17 protein-coding genes are annotated in these 21355 nt (G+C 67.1%); 7 read left to right on the top strand and 10 right to left on the bottom strand.

The genetic code is table 11. The features are described from left to right. Nucleotides 1-151 precede the first annotated feature (151 nt). The 5 genes from LQ953_RS10075 to LQ953_RS10055 all read left to right on the top strand — a co-directional run bounded on the left by LQ953_RS10075 (nucleotide 152) and on the right by LQ953_RS10055 (nucleotide 7601). Nucleotides 152-316 carry a hypothetical protein gene (locus tag LQ953_RS10075; RefSeq protein ID WP_231030640.1) on the top strand — a complete coding sequence of 55 codons (165 nt, stop codon included), beginning with the start codon at nucleotides 152-154 and terminating at the stop codon, nucleotides 314-316. A gap of 88 nt (nucleotides 317-404) precedes the next feature. After that, entirely contained in the window at nucleotides 405-1460 is a 1056-nt protein-coding gene (locus LQ953_RS10070) for a glycoside hydrolase family 43 protein (RefSeq protein WP_231030639.1), read from the top strand. Nucleotides 1461-1518: 58 nt separating this feature from the next. Further along, complete coding sequence (locus tag LQ953_RS10065; RefSeq protein WP_231030853.1) at nucleotides 1519-3819, top strand: GH92 family glycosyl hydrolase; 2301 nt, start codon at nucleotides 1519-1521, stop codon at nucleotides 3817-3819. An 11-nt stretch (nucleotides 3820-3830) separates the two neighbouring features. After that, entirely contained in the window at nucleotides 3831-5252 is a 1422-nt protein-coding gene (locus LQ953_RS10060) for a glycoside hydrolase family 125 protein (RefSeq protein ID WP_231030637.1), read from the top strand. Nucleotides 5253-5276: 24 nt separating this feature from the next. Beyond that, the gene (locus LQ953_RS10055) at nucleotides 5277-7601 is read left to right on the top strand and encodes a GH92 family glycosyl hydrolase (protein WP_231030635.1); all 2325 of its coding nucleotides are present in this window, start codon (nucleotides 5277-5279) and stop codon (nucleotides 7599-7601) included. Nucleotides 7602-7800: 199 nt separating this feature from the next. Here LQ953_RS10055 and LQ953_RS10050 read toward each other — a convergent pair whose 3' ends face one another. Both LQ953_RS10050 and LQ953_RS10045 read right to left on the bottom strand, forming a co-directional pair. After that, nucleotides 7801-8145: a hypothetical protein gene (locus LQ953_RS10050; RefSeq protein WP_231030634.1), complete on the bottom strand. Its 345-nt coding sequence runs from the start codon at nucleotides 8143-8145 to the stop codon at nucleotides 7801-7803. Nucleotides 8146-8152: 7 nt separating this feature from the next. After that, nucleotides 8153-9499: a metal-dependent hydrolase family protein gene (locus LQ953_RS10045; protein WP_231030632.1), complete on the bottom strand. Its 1347-nt coding sequence runs from the start codon at nucleotides 9497-9499 to the stop codon at nucleotides 8153-8155. 309 nt (nucleotides 9500-9808) lie between these two features. Here LQ953_RS10045 and LQ953_RS10040 point away from each other — a divergent pair, with 309 nt between their 5' ends. Together LQ953_RS10040 and LQ953_RS10035 are read left to right on the top strand one after the other, a co-directional pair. Continuing rightward, nucleotides 9809-10918 carry a GNAT family N-acetyltransferase gene (locus LQ953_RS10040; RefSeq protein ID WP_231030631.1) on the top strand — a complete coding sequence of 370 codons (1110 nt, stop codon included), beginning with the start codon at nucleotides 9809-9811 and terminating at the stop codon, nucleotides 10916-10918. Between the two features lie 5 nt (nucleotides 10919-10923). Further along, complete coding sequence (locus tag LQ953_RS10035; RefSeq protein WP_231030629.1) at nucleotides 10924-11817, top strand: cupin-like domain-containing protein; 894 nt, start codon at nucleotides 10924-10926, stop codon at nucleotides 11815-11817. Here the strand turns inward: LQ953_RS10035 and LQ953_RS10030 are convergent. From LQ953_RS10030 to LQ953_RS09995, 8 genes are read right to left on the bottom strand one after another with little or no spacing between them, the layout of a single operon-like run. Beyond that, complete coding sequence (locus tag LQ953_RS10030; RefSeq protein WP_231030627.1) at nucleotides 11811-13028, bottom strand: glycosyltransferase family 4 protein; 1218 nt, start codon at nucleotides 13026-13028, stop codon at nucleotides 11811-11813. The genes LQ953_RS10035 and LQ953_RS10030 overlap by 7 nt on opposite strands. Continuing rightward, entirely contained in the window at nucleotides 13025-14329 is a 1305-nt protein-coding gene (locus tag LQ953_RS10025) for an O-antigen ligase family protein (protein ID WP_231030626.1), read from the bottom strand. Before LQ953_RS10025 ends, LQ953_RS10030 begins: the two co-directional genes overlap by 4 nt. Then, the gene (locus LQ953_RS10020) at nucleotides 14307-16082 is read right to left on the bottom strand and encodes a hypothetical protein (protein WP_231030623.1); all 1776 of its coding nucleotides are present in this window, start codon (nucleotides 16080-16082) and stop codon (nucleotides 14307-14309) included. The genes LQ953_RS10025 and LQ953_RS10020 overlap by 23 nt, the downstream gene beginning before the upstream one ends. After that, complete coding sequence (locus tag LQ953_RS10015) at nucleotides 16082-16831, bottom strand: polysaccharide biosynthesis/export family protein (protein WP_231030621.1); 750 nt, start codon at nucleotides 16829-16831, stop codon at nucleotides 16082-16084. Before LQ953_RS10015 ends, LQ953_RS10020 begins: the two co-directional genes overlap by 1 nt. Nucleotides 16832-16889: 58 nt before the next feature. Beyond that, nucleotides 16890-17966 carry a glycosyltransferase gene (locus LQ953_RS10010; RefSeq protein WP_231030618.1) on the bottom strand — a complete coding sequence of 359 codons (1077 nt, stop codon included), beginning with the start codon at nucleotides 17964-17966 and terminating at the stop codon, nucleotides 16890-16892. Continuing rightward, nucleotides 17963-19570, bottom strand: a complete 1608-nt coding sequence (locus tag LQ953_RS10005) for a lipid II flippase MurJ (RefSeq protein ID WP_231030616.1) — start codon at nucleotides 19568-19570, stop codon at nucleotides 17963-17965. Before LQ953_RS10005 ends, LQ953_RS10010 begins: the two co-directional genes overlap by 4 nt. After that, the gene (locus LQ953_RS10000; protein WP_231030614.1) at nucleotides 19567-20235 is read right to left on the bottom strand and encodes a GNAT family N-acetyltransferase; all 669 of its coding nucleotides are present in this window, start codon (nucleotides 20233-20235) and stop codon (nucleotides 19567-19569) included. Before LQ953_RS10000 ends, LQ953_RS10005 begins: the two co-directional genes overlap by 4 nt. Continuing rightward, nucleotides 20228-21325, bottom strand: a complete 1098-nt coding sequence (locus tag LQ953_RS09995; RefSeq protein ID WP_231030613.1) for a lipid II:glycine glycyltransferase FemX — start codon at nucleotides 21323-21325, stop codon at nucleotides 20228-20230. Before LQ953_RS09995 ends, LQ953_RS10000 begins: the two co-directional genes overlap by 8 nt. Between the last annotated feature and the right edge of the window lie 30 nt (nucleotides 21326-21355).

Here is a 21355-nt window from a genome sequence, read left to right as displayed (position 1 = left end):
TCGGTCTGGGCCAAAGGGTTTGCCCAGGACCCCAAGCGCACGGATATCGCTGCAACGCTGCGCACCAAGCCGTTCGGCAACGGCACCGTCGCGGCGAATTGGTAGGTGGACTTCAGTCGGGGTTGAGCACGTACGCCGATCCGTACGAGCAATGGACCGCAACGCGTCCTGCCCCAGCACTGAAAAGCGGATGCGCACTGGCTTGATCATCGATCTGGTCAAGTCGGAGGAAAGCCGCCGTCTCGGCATCGAAACCAAGGACCGGTTCACCTACCGGAACTGCTTCGGCCGCCGGACCAATGTTGGTTCTTCCTAGAAATCCTGATCGCGGTCGGCCCCCCCAACCGCGTACTTGGGTGGCTCCTTCGGGAGCCACCTCTTTTTTTCTCGAAAGGCGGTTTCAGATGATGAAGCGGCTCATGCGCCTTGGGCTCGGCACCACCGCGCTGCTCGCCTGCGGTCTTGCGACTGCATCCAACCCGGTCGTCCCCGGCTGGTATGCCGATCCCGAAATCCGGGTGTTCGGTGGACGCTATTGGATCTACCCGACCTATTCGGATCACGCGGAAACGCCCGACGTGACGCCGACTTTCTCTGCCGAGCAGCAGGAGGCCCGCAAGCGCCAGACGGTGCGTCCGTCCTACGGCATGCAGACCTTCTTCAATGCCTTTTCCTCGCCCGACCTGGTCAACTGGACCAAGCACAGCCACGTGTTCGACGTCCGCAACGCCGCCTGGGCCGCTTACGCAATCTGGGCGCCTTCGGTGATCGAGGCGAACGGGCGCTACTACATGTTCTTCAGCGCCAACGACATTCAGAGCGACGCCGAACTCGGCGGCATCGGCCTGGCAGTCAGCGACAAGCCGGGCGGCCCGTTCAAGGACGCAATCGGCAAGCCGCTGATCGACAAGTTCCACAATGGCGCGCAGCCGATCGACCCCTTCGCCTTTCGCGACAAGGACGGGCAGGTCTATCTCTATTATGGCGGGTGGAAGCACTGCAACGTGGTGCGCCTCAGCCGCGACTTGAAGTCGGTGGTGCCGTTCCCGGACGGCTCGACGTACAAGGAGATCACGCCGCCCGGCTATGTCGAGGGGTCGTTCATGATCGAGCGCAAGGGCGTCTATTACCTGATGTGGTCGGAAGGGGGCTGGACCGGTCCGGATTACAGCGTCGCCTATGCGATGGGGCCGGGGCCTACGGGGCCGTTCAAGCCGATGGGCAAGATCCTCAGCCAGGATTTCGCCATCGCGCGCGGGGCAGGGCACCATTCGGTGGTGCAGGTGCCGGGCACCGATGACTGGTACATCGCCTATCATCGCCGCCCGCTCGACACCGACCGCGGCGAGCATCGTCAGGTCGCGATCGACAGGATGACCTTCAACGCGGACGGTACCATCGCGCCGGTCGTCATGACCCGCGAAGGCGTCGCGCCGCGGCCGATCGCGCGCAAGAACTGAACAGGGGAGAGTCAGGGTGAAGAACGCTTGGGGAAAGCGGCTGCGCGCCGGGACCGCGATGTTGGTGACGCTCGGACTGGCGACGCCGGCACCCCTGCTCGCGCAAGCGGCGCAGCGCGAGGCGCTGGTCGATCTGGTCAACCCGCTGATGGGCACGGATTCCGACTACACTTTGTCGTACGGCAACACCTATCCCGCGGTGGCGGTGCCCTGGGGCATGAACTTCTGGTCGCCGGTGACGGGCAAGATGGGCAGCGGCTGGGGCTATACCTATGACGCGAACAAGATCAGCGGCATCAAGCAGACCCACCAGCCCAGCCCCTGGATGAACGATTACGCCGCGTTCGAGCTGATGGCGGTGACGGGTCCGCTGCGGATCAAGCAGGACGAGCGCGCCTCCTGGTTCAGCCACAAGGCGGAAGAGGCTAAGCCCTACAAGTACAAGGTGTATTTCGCCGATCACGATGTGACCGCGGAGGTCGTCCCCACCAGCCGCGCCGCCCAGTTCCGCTTCACCTTTCCGGAAAGCGATGACGCCCATATCGTCCTGGACGCATACAACGAAGGCTCGATGGTCAACATCGACGCCAAAAATCGGCGGATTACCGGCTATGCCCGCAACAACAGCGGCGGCGTTCCGCACAACTTTCACAACTTTTTCGTCCTCCAGTTCGACCACGATTTCACCGTCACCAGAACCTGGGATCAGAACTGGAAACTGAGCGCTTCCGCCAAAAGCGAAGGCGCGCATGTCGGCGCAGTGGTCAGCTTCAAGACCAGGCGCGGCGAGCGGGTGGGCGTAAAGGTCGCCTCCTCCTTCATCAGCCCCGAACAGGCGCAGCAGAACCTGGCCCAAGAGGTCGGCCGCGACAGCTTCTCGCAGACTGAGGCCAAGGCGCGTGCGATCTGGGAGGGCGAATTGTCCCGCATCCGCGTCACCGATCCTGACATCGACGCGCGCCGAACCTTCTATTCGGCCCTCTACAGGATGCTCCAGTTCCCCCGCACGTTCCACGAGGTCGATGCCAAGGGGCAGACGGTCCACTACAGCCCCTATGACGGCAAGGTGCATCCCGGACCGATGTTCACCGACAACGGCTTTTGGGACACATGGCGCGCGGTGTTCCCGTTCTTCGCGCTGATGTACCCTGAGGTGGACGGCCAGATCATGCAGGGGCTGGTCAACACCTACAAGGAATCCGGCTGGCTGCCCGAATGGGCGAGCCCGGGGCACCGCAACGTCATGATCGGATCCAACTCGGCCAACCTAATCGCCGACGCCTATCTCAGCGGCGTGCGCGGCTTCGATGTCGAGACGCTGTATGAGGCTATGGTCAAGAACGCGACCACCTCTCAAGGCCGCCCGCGCGACGAGCGAGGTAGGGTGGTGAATGCGGTCGGGCGCGAGGGCGTCGAATACTATAACAAGCTCGGCTATGTGCCGTATGATGTGGGCATCAACGAGAATGCCGCACGCACCCTTGAATATGCGACCGCCGACTTCTCGCTGTCGCGGCTGGCAGCGGCGCTGGGCAAGACTGAGGATGCGGCCAAGTACGCCCAGCAGGCGCAGAACTATCGCAAGCTCTATGACCCGCAGTCTGGCTGGATGCGCGGGCGCAATCAGGATGGGAGCTGGGCGACGCCGTTCAACTCGCTGAAATGGGGTGACGCTTTTACAGAGGGCAACTCGCTGCATTACAGCTGGTCGGTGATGCAGGACGTGCAGGGCCTGATCGACCTGATGGGTGGCGAGGCCAAGTTCGTCGAGCGGCTGGATAGCATCTTCTATACGCCGCCATTGTTCGACGACAGCTATTACGGGCAGACGATCCACGAGATCCGCGAAATGCAGATCGTCAATATGGGCAATTACGCCCATGGCAATCAGCCGATCCAGCACATGATCTATCTGTATAACTGGGCTGGGGCACCGTGGAAGGCGCAGTATCACGTCAGAAACGTGATGAAAAAGCTCTATGCGCCGACGCCGGACGGCTATCCGGGTGACGAGGATAACGGACAAACTTCTGCCTGGTACGTGTTCTCGGCACTCGGCTTCTATCCCGTCACGCCGACGGTCGGGCAATATGCCATCGGCAGCCCGCTGTTCCGCAACGTCGAGATGACGCTGCCCAATGGCAAGCGGCTGTCGATCGAAGCAACGAACAACGGCCCCGACAACGTCTACATCCAGTCCGTGACCATTAACGGGAAGCGGCACGACAAGAGCTGGCTTTCGCGCGAACAACTTATGGGCGGTGGCAAGATACGGTTCGTGATGGGCAGCAAGTCGAACACGGCCTGGGCGAGCAGCAAGGCGGCGGCGCCATTTTCGATGAGCGCGCCGGCGAAGTAAGGAAAATAGTGATGCGTATGACTCGTCGTGACCTGGTCACGGGTACCGGGGCGATCGCCCTTTCATCGCTGATGCCTGCGCCTGCATCCGCCGCGCCGCTCGTGTCGAAACGGCCGCCGCCGGAGAAGCGGGCGTTCACCAGCCCCGCGGTGGAGGCCGAGATCAAGCGGGTGAAGGCGAAGATCGCCGATCCGGAACTCGGATGGCTGTTTGAGAACTGCTACCCCAACACGCTCGACACGACCGTCCAGCCGGGCACGGTGGACGGCAAGCCCGATACGTTCGTCATCACCGGCGACATCGATGCGATGTGGCTGCGCGACAGTTCGGCGCAGCTGCAAACCTATGTGCACCTGGCGCCCAAGGACGCCGGGCTGCGGCGGCTGTTCCATGGCGCGCTTCAGCGGCAGGCGCGGTGTATCCTGATTGATCCCTATGCCAACGCGTTCCTGAAGGACACCAGCGCCAAGTCGAACCTGGGCGCTGCCGCCGACATGACCGAGATGAAGCCGGGCGTCGCCGAGCGGAAATGGGAGATCGACTCCCTCTGCTACCCGATGCGGCTGGCGCATGCATACTGGACGGCTACGCGGGACAAGGCGCCCTTCGACGACCTATGGGCGCGCGGCATGCAGCAGGCGGTGGCGACGCTGAAGGAACAGCAGCGGATCGATGGGCCGGGACCGTACCGGTTCCAGCGGCGCGAAGTGACGCCGACCGAGACGGTGATGTTCGGCGGACTGGGTTCGCCAACCAGGAAGGTGGGGCTGATCCATTCGGCGTTCCGCCCTTCGGACGATGCGTGCGTGTTGCCGTTCCTGATCCCGTCGAACCTGTTTGCGGTGTCGGCGCTGCGGATGGTGGCGGCGGTGCTGCGCGAGGCGCGGGGCGATGTTGAGGGTGCGCTAGAGGCCGAAGCATTGGCCGCGAGTGTGTCGGCGGCGCTGGAGAAGCACGGCAAGATGCCGGACGGCCAGAGCTGGGCATTCGAGGTAAATGGTTATGGCGACGCGATTTTCATGGACGACGCCAATGTCCCGAGCCTGTCCGCGCTGCCGCTGCTAGGTGCCGCGGACCGCAACGATCCCCTCTATCGCCGCACCGCCGCACTCGCCTGGAGCGACCGCAATCCGTACTTCTTTGCCGGATCGGCCGCGCAGGGGATCGGTGGCCCACATGTCGGCATGGATATGATCTGGCCGATGTCGATCATCACCCGCGCGCTGATGAGCGATGACGACGCGGTGATCCGCCAGTGCCTGAGTTGGCTGAAGAAGACGCATGGCGGTACGGGCTTCATGCACGAGAGCTTCCACAAGGATAATCCCGCCAAGTTCACCCGCAGCTGGTTCGCCTGGGCCAATGGCCTGTTCGGCGACCTGATCCTCGACCTCGAGCGGCGCAAGCCCGCACTGCTCGCCCTCACTTACTGACCTGTACCGGAAGGCCCTGTTCCCATGATTACCGCCAATCGCCGCCAATTGCTGTCCGGAACGGGACTTGCGATCGTCGGCAGCACCGTTCCCGGCACCGCCTGGGCCCAAGGTCCCGTCGCGGCCAAGCCCGACCTGTTCGTTGGCACCGGCGGGCATGGCCACACCTTTCCAGGGCCATCGCTGCCCTTCGGCATGGTGCAGCTGGGGCCGGACACCGACAATGCGCGCTGGGACGCATGCTCGGGCTATCATCGTACCGACGGGTCGATCATGGGGTTCAGCCACACCCACCTGTCGGGCACCGGCATTGGCGACATGCTCGACGTGCTGGTGGTGCCGACGCGCGGCAAGCTGGAACTGAGAGCCGGACCGCTCGACAATGCCGATGCCGGGTACCGGCAGCGCTTCTCCGACGAGCATGCCGAGCCCGGTTACTACCGCGTGAAGCTGGAGTCCGGGGTACTTGCCGAGCTGACCGTGACCGAGCGGGTCGGGCTGCACCGCTACCGCTTTCCGCAGGGTGCCGGGCACATCCTGATCGACTTTGAGCACATGATCCTGGACAAGTGGGATACGGGCGCGCTGATCGCGGGGGCGTCGCTGGCGCTTGGTGCCGACGGCATGCTGACCGGCAGTCGCAAGGTGAACCGCTGGGCCAAGGGGCGCGACATCCACTTCGCGATGCAGCTGTCGCGCAAGCCAGATCGCGTGGAGTTCTTCGACGGCGACGAGCCGGCGGCAAAGGGCGCCCGGAGCATCACCGGCAAGGGGCTGAAGGTAGCGCTGTTCTTTGACGAGGCCGGCGGCGAGCCGATCCTGATCAAGACCGGTATGTCGGGCGTGTCGGTGGACGGCGCGCGGGCTGCTCTGGCGGGTGAAGCGCCGGGCTGGAACTTCGATGGCGCGGTTGCGGCTGCGCGGAAGGTCTGGGCGCGCGAGTTGCAGAGCGTCCGCGTGAAGGGCGGCACCGAAGACCAGCGCACGATCATGGGCAGCGCGCTCTACCACACGCTGCTGGCGCCGACGCTCTTCACCGATCGCGATGGCCGCTACATGGGCATGGACCGGCAGGTGCACCAGGCGCCCAAGGACGCGCCGGCGTTCAGCACTTATTCGACCTGGGATACGTATCGCGCGCTGCACCCGCTGCTGACGCTGATCCGGCCAGAGCATGCCGCGATGTTCACCCGCGACCTGATCCGCCAGACGCAGCAAAGCCCCTATGGCCCGCCGGTCTGGCCGCTTCAGGGGATCGAGACGGGCTGTATGATTGGCTGGCACTCGGTCGTCATCATGGCCGAGGCGCGGGTGAAGGGGATCGAGGCCGACTATGCCGCGGCCTGGCCCAACATCCGCCGCCGCGCGTTCGATCCGAAGTACAAGGACAGCGAAAGCTCGCTGGGCCGCGACCATTACTACACGCTCGGCTACATCCCCGCCGACAAGGTATGGGAGTCGGTCAGCCGTACCCAGGAATATGCCTATGACGACTGGGCGATGGCGGTACTGGCGGAGGCTGCGGGGGCGCATGACGATGCCGCGGTGCTGCGCAAGCGGAGCCTGAACTATCGCAACGTCATCGACCCGCAGGTCGGCTTTGCACGCCCGCGCTTCTCGGACGGGAAATGGTGGGGGGCGCCGTTCGATCCGGTGCAGATCGGGCACATGCCCAAGCCCTGGTGGCGCGACTATACCGAGGCGAATGGCTGGCAGGCGACGTTCTTGAACCAGCACGACACCTATGGATTGATCGAGCATTTCGGTGGCGAGGCGAAGTTCGAGGCGAAGCTGGACGGGTTCTTCAATGCGCCCTCCACGCTGCCCGACAACGCGCCGCCCGACATCACCGGCCTGGTCGGGCAGTATGCCCATGGCAACGAGCCCGATCAGCACGCGGCCTATCTCTATGCTTTCTGCGGCAAGCCGTGGAAGACGCAGGCGATGATCCGCCGGCTGCTGACCGAAATGTACAAGGCCGATCCGGACGGCGTGATCGGCAACGACGATTGCGGGCAGATGAGCGCGTGGTTCGTGCTGAGCGCGCTGGGCTTCTATCCGGTCGATCCGGTGAGCGCGGTATATGTGTTCGGATCGCCGCTGTTCGACGAAGCGGAGATGGACCTGGGACAGGGCAAGACACTGCGGGTCCGCGCGCCGGGGAATGGACCCGACAGCCCCTATGTCCAGTCGGTGCGGTGGAACGGGCGTCCGTGGACCCGCAACTGGATTTCGCATGCCGAACTGGCGAAGGGCGGCGAGCTGGTGTTCCAGATGGGGCGCAAGCCTTCGAAGTTCGGGACGAAGATGGCGGATCGGCCGCCTTCCTTTGGGAAGGTGCCGGGGTGAGGGGGGAGATCTCCTAGCGCTTCCTGGTTCCCCGGCGGAGGCCGGGGCCTAGCTGCAATGCTTTCGCGGCAAGGTTTCTGCGCCGTCGACAGACCACCGCAACTGGGCCCCGGCCTTCGCCGGGGAACTGGGGGGGGCTGGGCGCTTCAGGCTGAGCGGCTGAGCGGCTCAGCGGGTGCGGCGTGGTCGGGAATGCTGCTTATGGTGGCGACAGATTGCCGTCAGCGAGGCTGTCGTCGGCGACATCCTCATGCGGGACATAGCGGGTCACCCATTCGGGATGCCCCTCCGGCGACAGCTCGATATCGGGAAAGCCGATGGGGTCGCTGCCGGTTTCGACCCAGCCGGCGCCGTGACAGCGTTCGCAGATGGCGCGCTTGCAGCGGAAGCTGACCAGGTCGAGTTCGGTGTTCCATTCGCCATGGCCGCGGCAGACCGGGCAGCGGGCATCCAGCGTGCCGTTGCGGGGCTTCAACGGGATGATATCGAACGCGTGCGGGGAGTCCGGACCGGCGGGGTGAACGAGGTTGCTGGCGTGAGGCATGGGGGCCTTAACGTGCGGCGGGGGGGCCGGGTTCTTCGCCGCGTGCCTTGGCCACGACGCCCCGGTGCATGACGAAGTCCACCCGCTCCAGGCGGCGTACGTCCTGCAGCGGGGAGCCGGATACGGCGATGATGTCGGCGGTCTTGCCCGGCGCCAGCGTGCCGAGGTCGTCGCGGCCGAGCAGATCGGCGGCGCTGGTCGTGGCGGCGACGATGGCCTGGTCCGGGGTGAGCCCGTTTCTGACCATGAGCGCGAATTCGGTGGCGTTGTCGCCGTGCTTGGACACGCCAGTGTCGGTGCCGAACGCCACCTTCACGCCGGCGGCATAGGCGCGGCGGTGATTGGCGGCCATGGCTGCGGCGGCTTCCTCTGCCTTGACGATGGTGGCGGGCGGCAGGGCGCCGCCGCGTGCCTGGGCGAGGGCGGCGACGGGGGCGATCTCGGTCGGGACCAGGTAGGCGCCCTTGGCCTTGAACAGCCGGATCGTCTCGTCGTCGAGGAAGGTGCCGTGTTCGATCGAGTCGACGCCTGCCTCCAGCGCGGCGCGGGTGCCTTCGGTCGCGTGGCTGTGCGCGGCGACCTTGCGGCCGAGCGCATGCGCGGTGTCGATGATCGCGCGCATTTCCTCTGGCGTCATGGCGCGGCCCAGGCCGCCGCTGACGTTGGAGAGCACGCCGCCCGTCGCCGCGAACTTGATGACGCGGGCGCCGAGTGCGACCTGCGCGCGCACTGCCCGGCGGCAGTCGTCCGGGCCGTCGCACAGGTTGATTTCCTTGGCATGGACCATGTCGGCGAAATCCTCGGCCAGGCCGTTGCCGTCGTCCCCGTGGCCGCCGGTGACCGACACCATCTCGCCGGCATTGATGATCGTGGGACCATCGACCACGCCGGCGTCGATCGCGTCGCGCAGTGCACGGATGCCGCGCGGATCGCCGCCGAGATCGCGCACGGTGGTGAAGCCTGCAGCCAGCGTGGTCTTGGCGTTGGCGACCGCCGTCATCTGGTTGTCGAAGCGGTCACGCGTCATCGCCTCCAGCCGCGCCCGCATCGGATCGCCGCCGATGCCCCAGAGATGGACGTGCATGTCGATCAGGCCCGGAAGGACGAACGCGTCGCGCAGGTCGATCAGGGTGGCGCCAGGCTCGGGCGTAGCGAAGCCGTCGCGGATCTCGGCTACCTTGCCATCGCGCACGACGATCGTGCTGTTGCCGCGCGGCGGGCGGCCCGGGCGGTCGAGCAGCGTGCCGGCCTGGATATAGGTCGTCTTGGGCGCGGGCGGTTGAACCGGGGCGGTCTGCGCCAGCGCGGGCATGGCGATGGTCGTGGCGAGCGCCACCCAGAACGGCTTGGTCATCGAAATCTCCCCTTTGCCCCATGCTTGCCCAGGCGGGGCGCTTGCGCAAGCCTGGCGTAGCGGAACGAAGCCGATGGCACCCGGTTGTGTAGGCATGCAAACAGGAACCGTGATGCCCAATCGCAAGGAACGGCGGCGCCAGGCGGCGTTGACCAGACAGCCCGCGGCGCCGTCCTGTTCCTGCTGCGGTGGTGGCGAGCGGGCGAAGTCCCAGCGCCCTTCAGATGAAAGCAAGCCGGCGGGCTGATCCAGGCGGCAGCGTCAATCTAATCGTCAGCATTTTGGCGCACCACTGCACCCGTGAAGAGGGTGAGCAGCAACTTCGTTTCGAGAATCGCGGCGGCGGATGATTCCGCTTTGGCGCAGGAATGGGATGCGTTGGCGCGAGAGGCCGGGACGGCGAACCCGTTTTACGGCCGGGCGGCGGTTTTAGCCTGTCTGGCGCTGCCCGAAGCGGGGGTGCCCCGGCTGTTGCTGGTTCGGGAGGCGGGTAGCGGTCAGCTGGCCGGGCTGATGCCGGTGGCGACGCGGCGCAAGCGGGGGCTGGCGCTGTGCGTGGAGAATTGGGACCAGCGGGTGCGGGCGCTTGGCGAGCCCCTGGTGCGGGCAGGGGCGGAGCAGGGCTTCTGGCGCGCGGCGCTGCCGCTGCTGGCGCGGCAGCCGGGATGGTATCTGCGGCTGTCGGGGCTGGATGCGGACAGTGCCTCGACCCGCGCCTTGCTGGACGTGCTGCGTGAGGCGGGGCGCCGGTATTATCTGACGCGCGATTATGGGCGGGCGGTGCTGAACCGAGGCTTGTCGAGCGAGGCGCATGCGGCCGCGCATGTGCGGTCCAAGGTGCTGAAGGAGCATCGCCGCCTTCGTTCTCGGCTGAATGAACATGGGGCGCTGCGGTTCGAGCGGCTGGCGGCCGACGATGCGGTCGATCCGTGGATCGATGCGCTGTTCGCCCTGGAGGCTACGGGATGGAAGGGGCGCGAAGGGGTGGCGGCGAGCGCGGATCCGGCGACCGAGCAGTGCTTTCGCACCATTTTGCGCGCGGCGCATTGCGAGGGGACGCTGGACTTTCATCGCATGATTGTGGGCGACACGGTGGTGGCGATGCTGGCAAATCTGGAGCGAGGGGACGAGGCGTTCCAGCTCAAGATCGCCTATGACGAGGATTGGGCGCGCTATTCGCCGGGCGTGCTGATCGAGATGGCGTATCTGGCGCATGCGCTGGATGTGCGGAACCTGCGGCGGGTGGATAGCTGCGCCCGCGCGGATCACCCGATGATCGACCGGATCTGGCCCGATCGGCGGCGTATCGTGTCCCTGGCTATCCCACATGCGAGCCTTGCGTCGGGACTGGTGTGCGCGGGCGTGGCGCGCGCGCAGGCGGCTCCCGCAGACTCGCTTAACCCTTCGACGGCAGGATGAGCGCCATGACCAGTGAACCATGCTTTGCAGACGATGGGCTTTCGGAGTTCGCGTCGGCCTATCCCGGATCACCCGCGGCGGTGCGACACCGGCTGCACCACCACCCCCTGTTCGGGATCGAGGAACTTGCGCGGCTGGCCGAGCGGCTGCCGGCGAGCCATGTCGAGCACAGCTTCGGCAATCTGAGCGTCGACCAGGATCCAACCGCCATCCGCCAGGCGGAAATGCCGGTGGGCGAGATCGTGCGGACGATCGACCAGAACGGGTGCTGGATGGTGCTGAAGAAGGTGGATGTCGATCCGGCCTATGCCGCGCTGATCGACGCGTGCCTGGGCGAGATAGCGCCGGTGGTGATGCCGGCAACGGGCGCGTATCAGCGGCGCGAGGCGTTCATCTTCCTATCCTCGCCCAACGCCGTGACGCCATTTCACATGGACCCGGAGCACAACATCCTGCTCCAGATCGCGGGCAGCAAGCGGATGCGGGTCTATCCGGCCGGTGATGCCTCGATCGTCCCGCAGGCGACGCATGAGGCGTTCCATCGCGGCGGCGTGCACCGCAACATGCGGCATGACCCCGCATTCGACGCCAAGGCGCGCGACTTCGACATGGCTCCGGGCGACGCGGTGCATGTGCCGGTAAAGGCGCCGCACTGGGTGCAGAACGGGCCCGAACGGTCGATCTCGTTCAGCATCACCTGGCGTTCGCGGGCGAGCGATGGGGAGGCGCGGCTGCACCGGGTGAACCGCCGGCTGCGCGGGTTCGGCATGTCGCCGGCTATGCCCGGAGCGCATCCCGCTGCCGACGCTGCCAAGGTAGCGGGGCACCGGCTGGTCAAGGGCGCCGTGCGAAGCGTCCGGCGCCTGACGGGCAGGCAGGACAGCCGCGAAGCTTATTGAGCCGAAGCGGCGCTTCCGAAGAACAGATCGAGTTGGCGGCGGGTGTTCGCCGCAAGATCGAATTCGCGCTCGACATGGGCGCGGCCACGCTTCGCCATTGCGAGCGCGGCTTGCGGATCTGCGTGGACGCGCAGCAGCGCTTGGGACAGCGCGGCGGGATCGCCGGGAGGAATGAGCAGGCCGGTGTCGCCGTCGCGGATGAGTTCGGGGATCCCGGAAATGGCGGTGGTGATGGCGGGGCGCTGATAGGCCAACGCTTCGATCATCACGTTCGGAATTCCCTCTTGCCGGCCATTGGGACCGATGACGCTGGGCGCGACGCAGACGCTGGCGGTGCGATACGCCTCGGCCACCGTCTCGAAAGGCTGCATGCCGAGGAAGCGGGCGCGTTCGCCAAGACCAAGCGCGTATGCGCGGGCTTGTAGCGATTGCGCGTCGGGTCCGTGGCCGATCAGATCGCAGGTCCAGTCGCCTAGCTGCGGGCCGGCAAGCACCAGCGCATCGAGCAAATGGCTGACGCCTTTCTTGGGTTCGAGCGCGCCGACATAGAGGATGCGAAACGGCGCGGTCGACGGAGCGGCGTCGACGGGGGCGATGCGGCCAACGTCGACGCTGGAATGGATCACGTCGATCTTGCGGCCGGCAAGAGCAGGAACCTTTTCGCGCAGGAAGTTGCGGCCGAAGTCGCTGACGGTGCGGATGGCAGCGGCCTCGCCCAGCTTTTCGGCGAGCAAGGCCTGGGTGCGGAAGATGTCGTGGGCGCGGCAGCTGACCGAATAGGGCAGACCGCCGGCGCGCTGGCCGAGCCATGCGGCAGTGGCGGGATGCCCCGCGAATTCCGCATGGACATGGGTGGCGCCGGCGGCGCGGGCATGTTCAGCGATTGCGAGCGCCTTGGGCAGCAAGGCGAGGGACTTGGCGGCGAGTTTAGGGTGGCGGCGATAGGCCCAGAGCATGCGGGCGATCCCGCAGGCCAGCGCGCGGGGGTGGCGCAGCAGCCCGCGAAGGGAGGGGCCCGGCTGCCAGAAGGAGAGGTCCACTGCGCGATCCTTCAGCGGAGCGGCGAAGCCGTGGAGCGTCTGGCCGCGCCGGAACGGCGTCAGGTGGTACAGGCGGACATCGACACCGGTCTCGAGGAACTTCACCAGATCGCGGTAGATGAAGGTTTCGGTCGATTTGGGGAATTCGGTGACGACGACGGCGAGCTTCACGGAGCAGTTCCTTTGACGGCGCGCAGCCGTCCGGATTGAATGGCGAGGCCGAGGACCAGCCAGAGATAGCGCAGATCCTTGTGCGGCATGAAGAAGCAGGCGACCAGCAACCCAGCAAGCGCGATCCCGAGCGCATAGCCGCACTGGGCAAGGGTCGGATCGGACGAGGCCGCAGCGCGGCGCGCGGAGAGCAGTGCATAGGCGAGCAGGGCGGCGAAGATCAGGAAGCCGACCAGGCCATATTCGGTGGCGGCATCGAGATAGGTGTTGTGAAGTTCACGCGGAAACGGCTCACGTCCCGGCATCCAGCGATAGGGGTCGGTGACATAGTAGAGGGGAAAATTGCCTGGGCCGACACCCCAAATGGGGGAGTGTTCGAGCAGGTCGGCGCCGATGCGGAGGTAGCTGATCCGGCGATAAAGTGTCTGATCCTGTCCGAAGTTGCCAATCGCTGCGAAACGGTCGAGCAACGTGGGGGGCAGGAACGGGATCGCCGCCACGACGGCGACGAGGCCGCCGACAACCAGCAGGGGAAAGATCGGGCGGTGCCGGAAGCGCCAGACCATTAGCGCGACGGCCGCACCCAGGCCCAGCACCGCGCTGCGCGCGCCGCCGAGCACCAAAGCTGCGGCACCGATGGCGAGGACCGCCGCCAGCGCAGGGCGGTATCGGGACTGTCCCGCGAACAGGAGCCCGGCGGCGAGTCCGACCGAGACCAGCAGCATCTGCGCGGCGGTGGTGGGGTTCTCGTCCGACCCGCCCGCGGAGCGTGCGACCCCTTCGAACCCGGCGGTGGTGGCGGCGATGGAGGTGGAGACGATGCGGGTGCCGGTGCGCGATTCGATCAGCACGATCGCGGCCGACACGGCGCCGGCGCCGATGATGGCCCAGAGAAGAAGGCGGAGACGCTCGGGCCGATCGACGATGACCAGCGTGCAGAGCGCGGGCAGGATCGCGATAGCAAGCTGGATCAGATAGGCGAGCCCGGCATCCTTGTGCCGCGACAGGGTCCAGCTGAACACCGCCCAGCAGAACAGCATCGCGATAAGCCGTGCACCGGTGGTGCCGCGCGCGCGCAGCGGCGCGGTGTCGGGGAGGAGGCAGACGAGCAGGGTGGTGCCGAGCAGGGCGGCAAGCGTCAGCTCGGTCGTGCCGATCGGAAGTCCCGCGGAGATGCGGTTGCCGACCGCGTCGAGCTGGCCGAGCACCGCATAGACGAGCAGCGGCACCATCGCGAGCGCGCGCATCGCGTCTGCTTCGGGCGCGCGGATGGCGGGCTCAGCGCTCGAAAGCGACGACATAGGCGCCCTGGGCCGGCGCGTCTTCGGCGCGGGTGCGCCAGTCCGGGTGCGCAGCCTCGTCACCGGCGAGCACGAGGTGCCCGTCGGCGGGCAGATGCGACAGCAGCTCGGGCCGGGCGCTGCCGTCCAGACCGCCGAGATAGACAAAGGGCTTGCCCGCCCCCTCCCAGTGGACGTCGCTTTGCGTCGCATCGATGATCTGCAGCACGGCGCCCGCGCGGCGCAGCAGGCCGTGGAGCAGCTGGGAGAGATATTTGGCGTCGAGGTCGCCGCCGACGCCGCCGACGAACAATGCGCGGCCGTCCGGCGCCAGCGGTTCGGCGAGCCAGGCTTTCAGCGGCTCCATCAGGCCAGCGATTTCGTCGGGCGTGTAGGAGACGCCATTTGCGGGGCGCGGCAGGCGGAAGGGCGAAGGGTGGTCGGCCGGTAGCTGGCGGACCGGCGCTGGCTCCTCCGCGAGCGGGGCTTCGACCAGCGGTGGCGGCGCGGTCGCCGCGAGGGGGAGCGGCTCGGCTTCTGCAGCCTCCGGGCGGGGTTTGCGGGGGCCGAGCAGCAGCAGCATGCAGGCGGCAAGCGCGCAGCCGGCGATGAAGCCGAGCACCGTGTTGAAGAAGATCTTGGGCGAGCTGCGCACCAGCGGCGGGGTCGCGCGTTCGATCAGCTGGATGCGCGGGCCGTTGACCAGGTTCTCGGTGCGGCTGAAACTCACCCGCTCGGTCAAGGCGGCGACTTCCGCCTGGAGCGCGGTGGCGCGGTCGTCGAGCGCCTTGATGCGGTCCTCCGAGCCGCCGAGACCCGCGATCTGCTTGTCGATCTGGCCGATGCGCGCGGTGCGGACCGCGACGCTGCGGGCCAGGCCGGCGGCGCGGGGTCCTTCGACGGCGATCGTCTGTTCCAGCGTCTGCTGGGCGCTCGACAGCTTGCCATTCGCCTGGCTGCGCAGGGCCGCGACCTGGCTGCGGGCGGAATCCAGCGTGGCCTGATCGGTGGTCAACTGCGCCTGTTCGAGCAGGCGTGCCTCGAGCAGGGATTGCTTCTGGCGGTCGATGTCGACCACGCCGATGCCCGACTTCAGATCGCGCGACTGCTTGAGCACGGTTGCGAGCTCGGCACGCTTCTCGTCCAGGCGGTTTTCGAGCGTGCCGGCGAGCTGCTGGCCGGTTTTGCGCGATGCTTCCTCGGCATGGGCGATGATCGCGCCGGAGAGTGCGTTGGCGAACCAGGCGGCGGACTTGGGATCGTCCCATTCCACCGTCAGCCGGACGAGGTAGGTACCCTCTACATTCTCGATCTTCGTATCCTCGACGACCGCCTGGATCATGTCCTCGCGCAGCGGGACGGTCGGCGCCTGGCCATAGTTGAGGATCGAGAGGATGCGGCCGGGCGAGAAGCCAGGCGCACCGGTGTTCGCGGCGATCCAGCGCTCGGCGCTCATGCCCGAGGCGGCGGCCTGTTCGGCGATATAGCGGTCGACGATCGGCTCCACGACCGGGCGCGTACGGGCATATTCGGCATAGGTGCCTAGCAGGACGCTGCCGCCGTCGAAGGTGGAGCCGCGCACGAAGCGGGTGGCGTAGCCGAGCTCTTCGGAGGTCGGCACGATGTTGAGCCTGGCCGCGGCCTCGAACTTGGGCTTTTGCGCGAGATAGAAGGTGCTGAAGGCCCAGGCCGTCACCGTGCACAGCACCACGCTGGCGAGGACCATGCGCCAGCGCGAGAGCACGATGTGCAGATAGGTGAGGCCGAGGCTCATCAGGGCTGGATCAGCGTGACGGACGAGCCGAGGTTGACGCCGTTGAAGCCGATGATCTGGCGGATCTGCCGGGCGCGGTCGACGTCGCGCGCGATGCCGGTCGGGGGCACGATCAGGATGGTGTAGGGCGGCAGATAGTCAATCGGGCGCTGGCTGCCGTGCAGCGTGGCGGACAAGTCGAGCATGCGCGCTTCGAGCTTGTCGCCCACTGGCGTGAGTGCGACCACGCGCGAGAGATCGGCGTCGCGGTTTCCGCCGCCGGCGCGGGCGATGCCTTCGAAGGGCGTGGTGCCGTCGCGATAGGGGAAATTGCCCGGCTTCACGACCTCGCCGAGCACGAAGATCTCGGGTGGGGGTGGCGGGCGGTTATATTCGAGCAGAGAGACGGAGACTTCGGGCCGCGCGAGCTTGGCACGGTATAGCGTCTTTAGCTGCGCCTGGAGCTGCGCCGCGGTGGTGCCGCGGATCGATATGGGGGCAAGCAGCGGCGGGCTGATCGAACCGGAGAGCTGGACCCGCTGATCGGTGTTGAGCTGCGGCATATAGGGGAAGTTCAGCCGTACCAGGTCACCGGGATGGAAGTCGCCATCCTGGTCCAGCCGAGCCTCGACCATGCGGGTAGCCTCACGCGCGAGATCGAGCGAGCCGGAGGTGAGCGCCACCTCGGGCGCGGGCGCATAGCGCACCGGCCCGGCACAGCCGGTAATGAACAGCACGGCGCAAGTCGCGCATAGGAAACGGCGGCGCATCAGTGCCTCACGGGTAAATAGTCGGATCTGTGTATGCACGGCCTACGTAACTTTACTCTTAAGGCGCTGTTGACGGTGTGAGGATCGCGTCGAGCAGGGCGGTGAAAGCGCGGGTGGATTCTTCCACGCCATAGCCGCGTGCAGTTTCGAGCGCGGCGGCGCGCACCGAGAGCCTGCGGTGGGGATGGGACAGCAGGGCCTGGATCGCCTGGGCAAGGGCCGGCGCGTCGTCGGGTTGAACTAGGAAGCCGTTCACGTCGGAGTTGATGAAGGTTTCGGGGCCTCCGGCACGGGTGGCCAGGACGGGCAGTCCTTCGGCCATGGCCTCGATCAGGACGTTGCCGAAGCCTTCGCGGCGGGAGGATGAGACGAGCAGGTCTGCTTCGCGGAAGGCGGCGGGCAGGTCGGCGGTCTGACCGGGGAGGGTTACGCGGTCTTCCAGGCCGTGGGTGGCGATGCGTTGCTGGAGGTCTTCGCGCAGGGGCCCTTCGCCATGGATGGCGAGCGTGAACGGGACACCCTGCCGCGCGAGCAAAGCGGCGGCTTCGATCAGGGTGTCGAAGCCCTTGGCCGGGACGAGGCGACCCGCGGCGACCAGCCTGATGCCCTCGGGCACTCGCGGCGGAAGGTGATCGGGGACAGTGCGCAGCACAGGGTTGGGGAGGACCTGGACGCGAGGGGCGGCGACTTCGGCGGCGATGGCCTGGGTCGGTACGGCGATAGCGGCGGCGCGGCGGTACAGCAGGCTAGTGGCGGCGCGGCGGAGGCGGGGCCACTTCTTTTCGCGGCGAAAGGCGCCGGGCGAGGTATGCTCCGAGACGATGCGCGGCACGCGCGTGGGTGCGGCGAGGAGCGCGAGGTTCATCGCGCTGGTGGCGGAATAGGCGATGTCGATGCGGTGGCGGGCGAGTGCGCGGGCGATACGCAGCGGACGGAGCAGGGCGCGGCGGCCGCCCAAGGCGATCCGCGAAACGTCTGCGGGAAGCAGGTCGAGGAACGCACCTTCCTGGCGGCCAAGCATGAGGACCGGTTGGTAGCGGGTGCGGTCCAGCGCTTCTATCCAGTTAAGCACGACGCGCTCGGCGCCGCCGGTGCGGAAATGGGGGAGGAGAAAGGCGATGCGGCGCGGGGTCATGCGCGGCGGCGGAACTTGGTGGTGAGTGCCTGGGCGATGTCGCGGAGGTTTGCGACTTCGGGGACGCGCAGCATCAAGGCGGCGCCGAGATAAACGAGGACCACGAGCGCGCCTAAGGCGGTGAGCAGGGCGAGTTCGGTCACGACTAACTTCGGGACCGGGACGAGGTGGAGCAGGGCCCAGCCGGCCATGCCTGCAACGGCGGCGCACAGCGCGTTGCGCGCCAGATCGGTGAGCTGGGCGGACAAGTGGAAATGGTGGAAGCGGCGGACGGCGACGATCTGGGCGACGCCGAAGATGATAGCGGTTGCCGCCGCTGCCGCCCAGGCGATGCCGGCTGCGCCCCATAAAGGCGCGGCGACTGCGAGAAGGGCGCTCCGGATTGTCAGACCGAGAATGGCGATGATGCTGAGGTCACGCAGCGAGGGCGCGTGGGGATCGGCATAGATGGCCGAGGTGATCGCACTCATAGGGGCGAGGAAGATTGCTGCTGCGGCGTAGCCGGCGGTGCAGGCGGCGGCGGTGGCGATCGCGGTGGCATCGAAGGCGCCGTGGCCGAACAGCGCGCTGACCATCAGCGGGGCGCCAAGCATCATGCCCACCGACACCGGCAGCTGGGCGAACAGGGCGATGCGCTGGAAACGCTGTATACCCGCCGCGGCTTCGGCCCGGTTGGCGTGCTGAACGGCGCGGATGAGTTCGGGCGCGAGCACGGTAGCGAGGCTGGACATGACGAGTCCAGGCACCAGCGACACCAGGCGCGAGCCATACTCGAGCGCGGCGACGCCGCCGTCCTGGGTGGTAGAGGCGAAGCCGAAATCGAGCAGATTCGATGCTTGGAAGTACAGGTTGATAACGATTGCGGCGGCGAGGCCTTGACTCTTGACCGGGGCGGGCGTGTCTTCGGTCGAGCCGCTGCGCGCCGGTGAACCGCGCGGCCGGACGATCGTCCAGGCACCGGCGAGCAGGATCAGGAAGCCGACCACGCCGCTGACCAGCATGGTCCATGCGCCCGCGACGATGCCGAGCGGCGGCACGAACAGAGCGAGGACGAGGACCAGGATCGCGCGCTGGACCAGGTTGGTGCCCTCGCTGAGCAGATACTTGCGGCGGGCCTGCAGAATGGCAGCGAGCAGCGAGGCGACCACGGCGATGGGGAGCAGCGGCATCATGATGCGCATCATCTGCTCGGTGAGGCTATGCTGCGCGCCTTTGAAGCCCGGCGCGAACAGGGAAACGAGCACGCCCGGAACGAGCATGCCGGCGAGCATCACCAGCGCGAAGGTGGCGAGGAACCAGGCCGAGCGGCGGGGGAGAAGGTGGACGCTGGGAGCGATGCCGCGGTCGACTGCGGCGATCACCGGCGGCAGCACCACTTGGCCGACCAGCTTGCGGATGGTGTCGGCGATGCCGACGGTGGTGCGGCGGGCGAGGAAGAAGGCGTCGAGCTGTCCCGAGGCTCCAAAGCGATTGGCGAGCAGTACCGACACGAGAAACGACAGGCCGAAATCGAGGCCGCGGATGAGGGCCACGACGCCGGCGGAGCGGACCAGCGTCCGTTTCGCGCTGCTGGCCGGCGGGGCGCCGGCGGCCTGGACCGTCATGCGCGCTTGTCCGTCCGCTGTCCGCGGAGCCCCAGCGTGCCCGCATAGCGCGACACGCGAGTCCAGCGTGTGTGGAGGATGCTGAAGTGGCGCACCAGCATGCCGCACTCACGATACCCGAAATAGCGCATCACCTGGTACGAGGCGCGGTTCTGGCGGTCGACGACCCCGAAAAGGCGGTGGATGCCCAGCTCGCGCATCGCCGTCAGTCCAAAGCGCCCGAGCGCGAGGGTCGTGCCGCGCCGGCGTTCGCTTGGCTCGGTGAGCGCGCAGAATTGATACGCCTCCCCGGGGGCGACGGGATAATGTTCGCGCGACCTGGGGTCGTGATGATCCTTCAGCGACAGCCACACACAGCCGACCGCCTGCCCGTCGCGCAGAGCGAACAGGCCGACCTTTCCGCGGGCGAGCATCTGCTGGAAGTCGGCATGTCGCGGGGCAAGCCAGGGGCATAAGGGTGGCAGCGCATCGGTCTGGCGCACCACCAGGAAGTCTAGGCCGGGCACAGGGCGGGCGGGCGCAGCGTTCTGCCATTCGGAGCGGCATTCCAACACCACGCTGGCGCTATGGCGGAAGACGTGATCGCCGAGCAGCTTGCGCACGGTGCGCCCGAGCCCTTGCTCGGCCACGCGCCGGCGCAGCTTGGCGGGGAGCGAGTCAGCCATTGGCCGAATGCCGCAGCCGCTGAAACGTGCGATAGGCGCGGCGCGCGCCGAGCAGCACCGATTGGGGCACCGGGCCAAAGGACGCGCCCTGGGTCGGCGGCATGATGCGCCGGTGTGGGGCGAAGCCGTTCTTGAACTGGACGCGGCCAGCCTCGCCGGGGTCCTGCGGCTCGTCCTCGGGCAGGCCGGCGAGATCATAGCCGACACAGCCCAGCGCGCGGGCGCGGCGCATGCCCTCCCATAGCAGCGGATAGCCTGGCGAGGCGCCGCCGCGGTCTAGCGTGGCGAGCGACAGCCAGATTGCCTCGTCGGCCTGGCGCACAAAGGCATGGGCGCCGACCGCCACGCCGTCGCGCTCGGCGAGCAGCAGGGCGCCGCCGAGGCTTTCCACCAAGGCGGCCTGGCCGCGGGCGTCGGGCTGACCGCGCATGTCATAGTCGGGACGCGCGGCGGCGAAGGCGTCGAGCAGCTGCTGATAGGTGTCGAGATCGGCAGGGCTATCGACCGGCCGCACGGTGATCCCGGCTTTCTCCGCAGCGCGCAGGGCGCGGCGGGCGCGTTGCTTGAAGCCAGCGAGAATGTCGGCTTCGGGCTTGTCGAGCCAGACGATGCCGGTGACATTGTGCAGCGCTTGGTCGCGGGCGTCCACGGGTGCAAAGCCGTGGCTGCGCATTGCCTCTGCCATGGCGGGAAGCGCGCGCCCGCGCACCCGCGGGCCGAGATGGACTAGACAGCAGCCGCTGCGGCGCAGTGCCTGCTTTAGTTCGCCGAGGACGGCGGCGAGGTGGTCGGGGTCGTGAACCATGGGGCCGCGCTGGAGGCTAGCCATCCAGAAGCCCATAGGCAGCTTGGTGCAGCGGATCACTGCGGCGCCGATCATCGTGCCGTTCTGGCGGCAGAGGAAATACCGCCATTGCCGCCGGTCATGGCCCGGCGCGGCCAGTGGCCAGGCGCGCGACTGTTGATAGGCGCTAAAAGGCCCCGCGCGCATGAAGTCGTCGAACGCCGCGGCGTCGCCAGCCTCAAGCATGGATGCGAGATGTGAGACGATCGTCATGTCGGCGACGGGTACCCCAATCCTTGCATTCACGAATTCTTGGTCAACGGCGGTGTAGGTCCT

This window comes from Sphingomonas sp. IC-56, assembly GCF_021043375.1.
Classification (GTDB): Bacteria; Pseudomonadota; Alphaproteobacteria; order Sphingomonadales; family Sphingomonadaceae; genus Sphingomonas.
The sequence above is the reverse complement of the archived record's forward strand: the minus strand, read 5'-3'. Positions and strand labels throughout refer to the sequence as shown.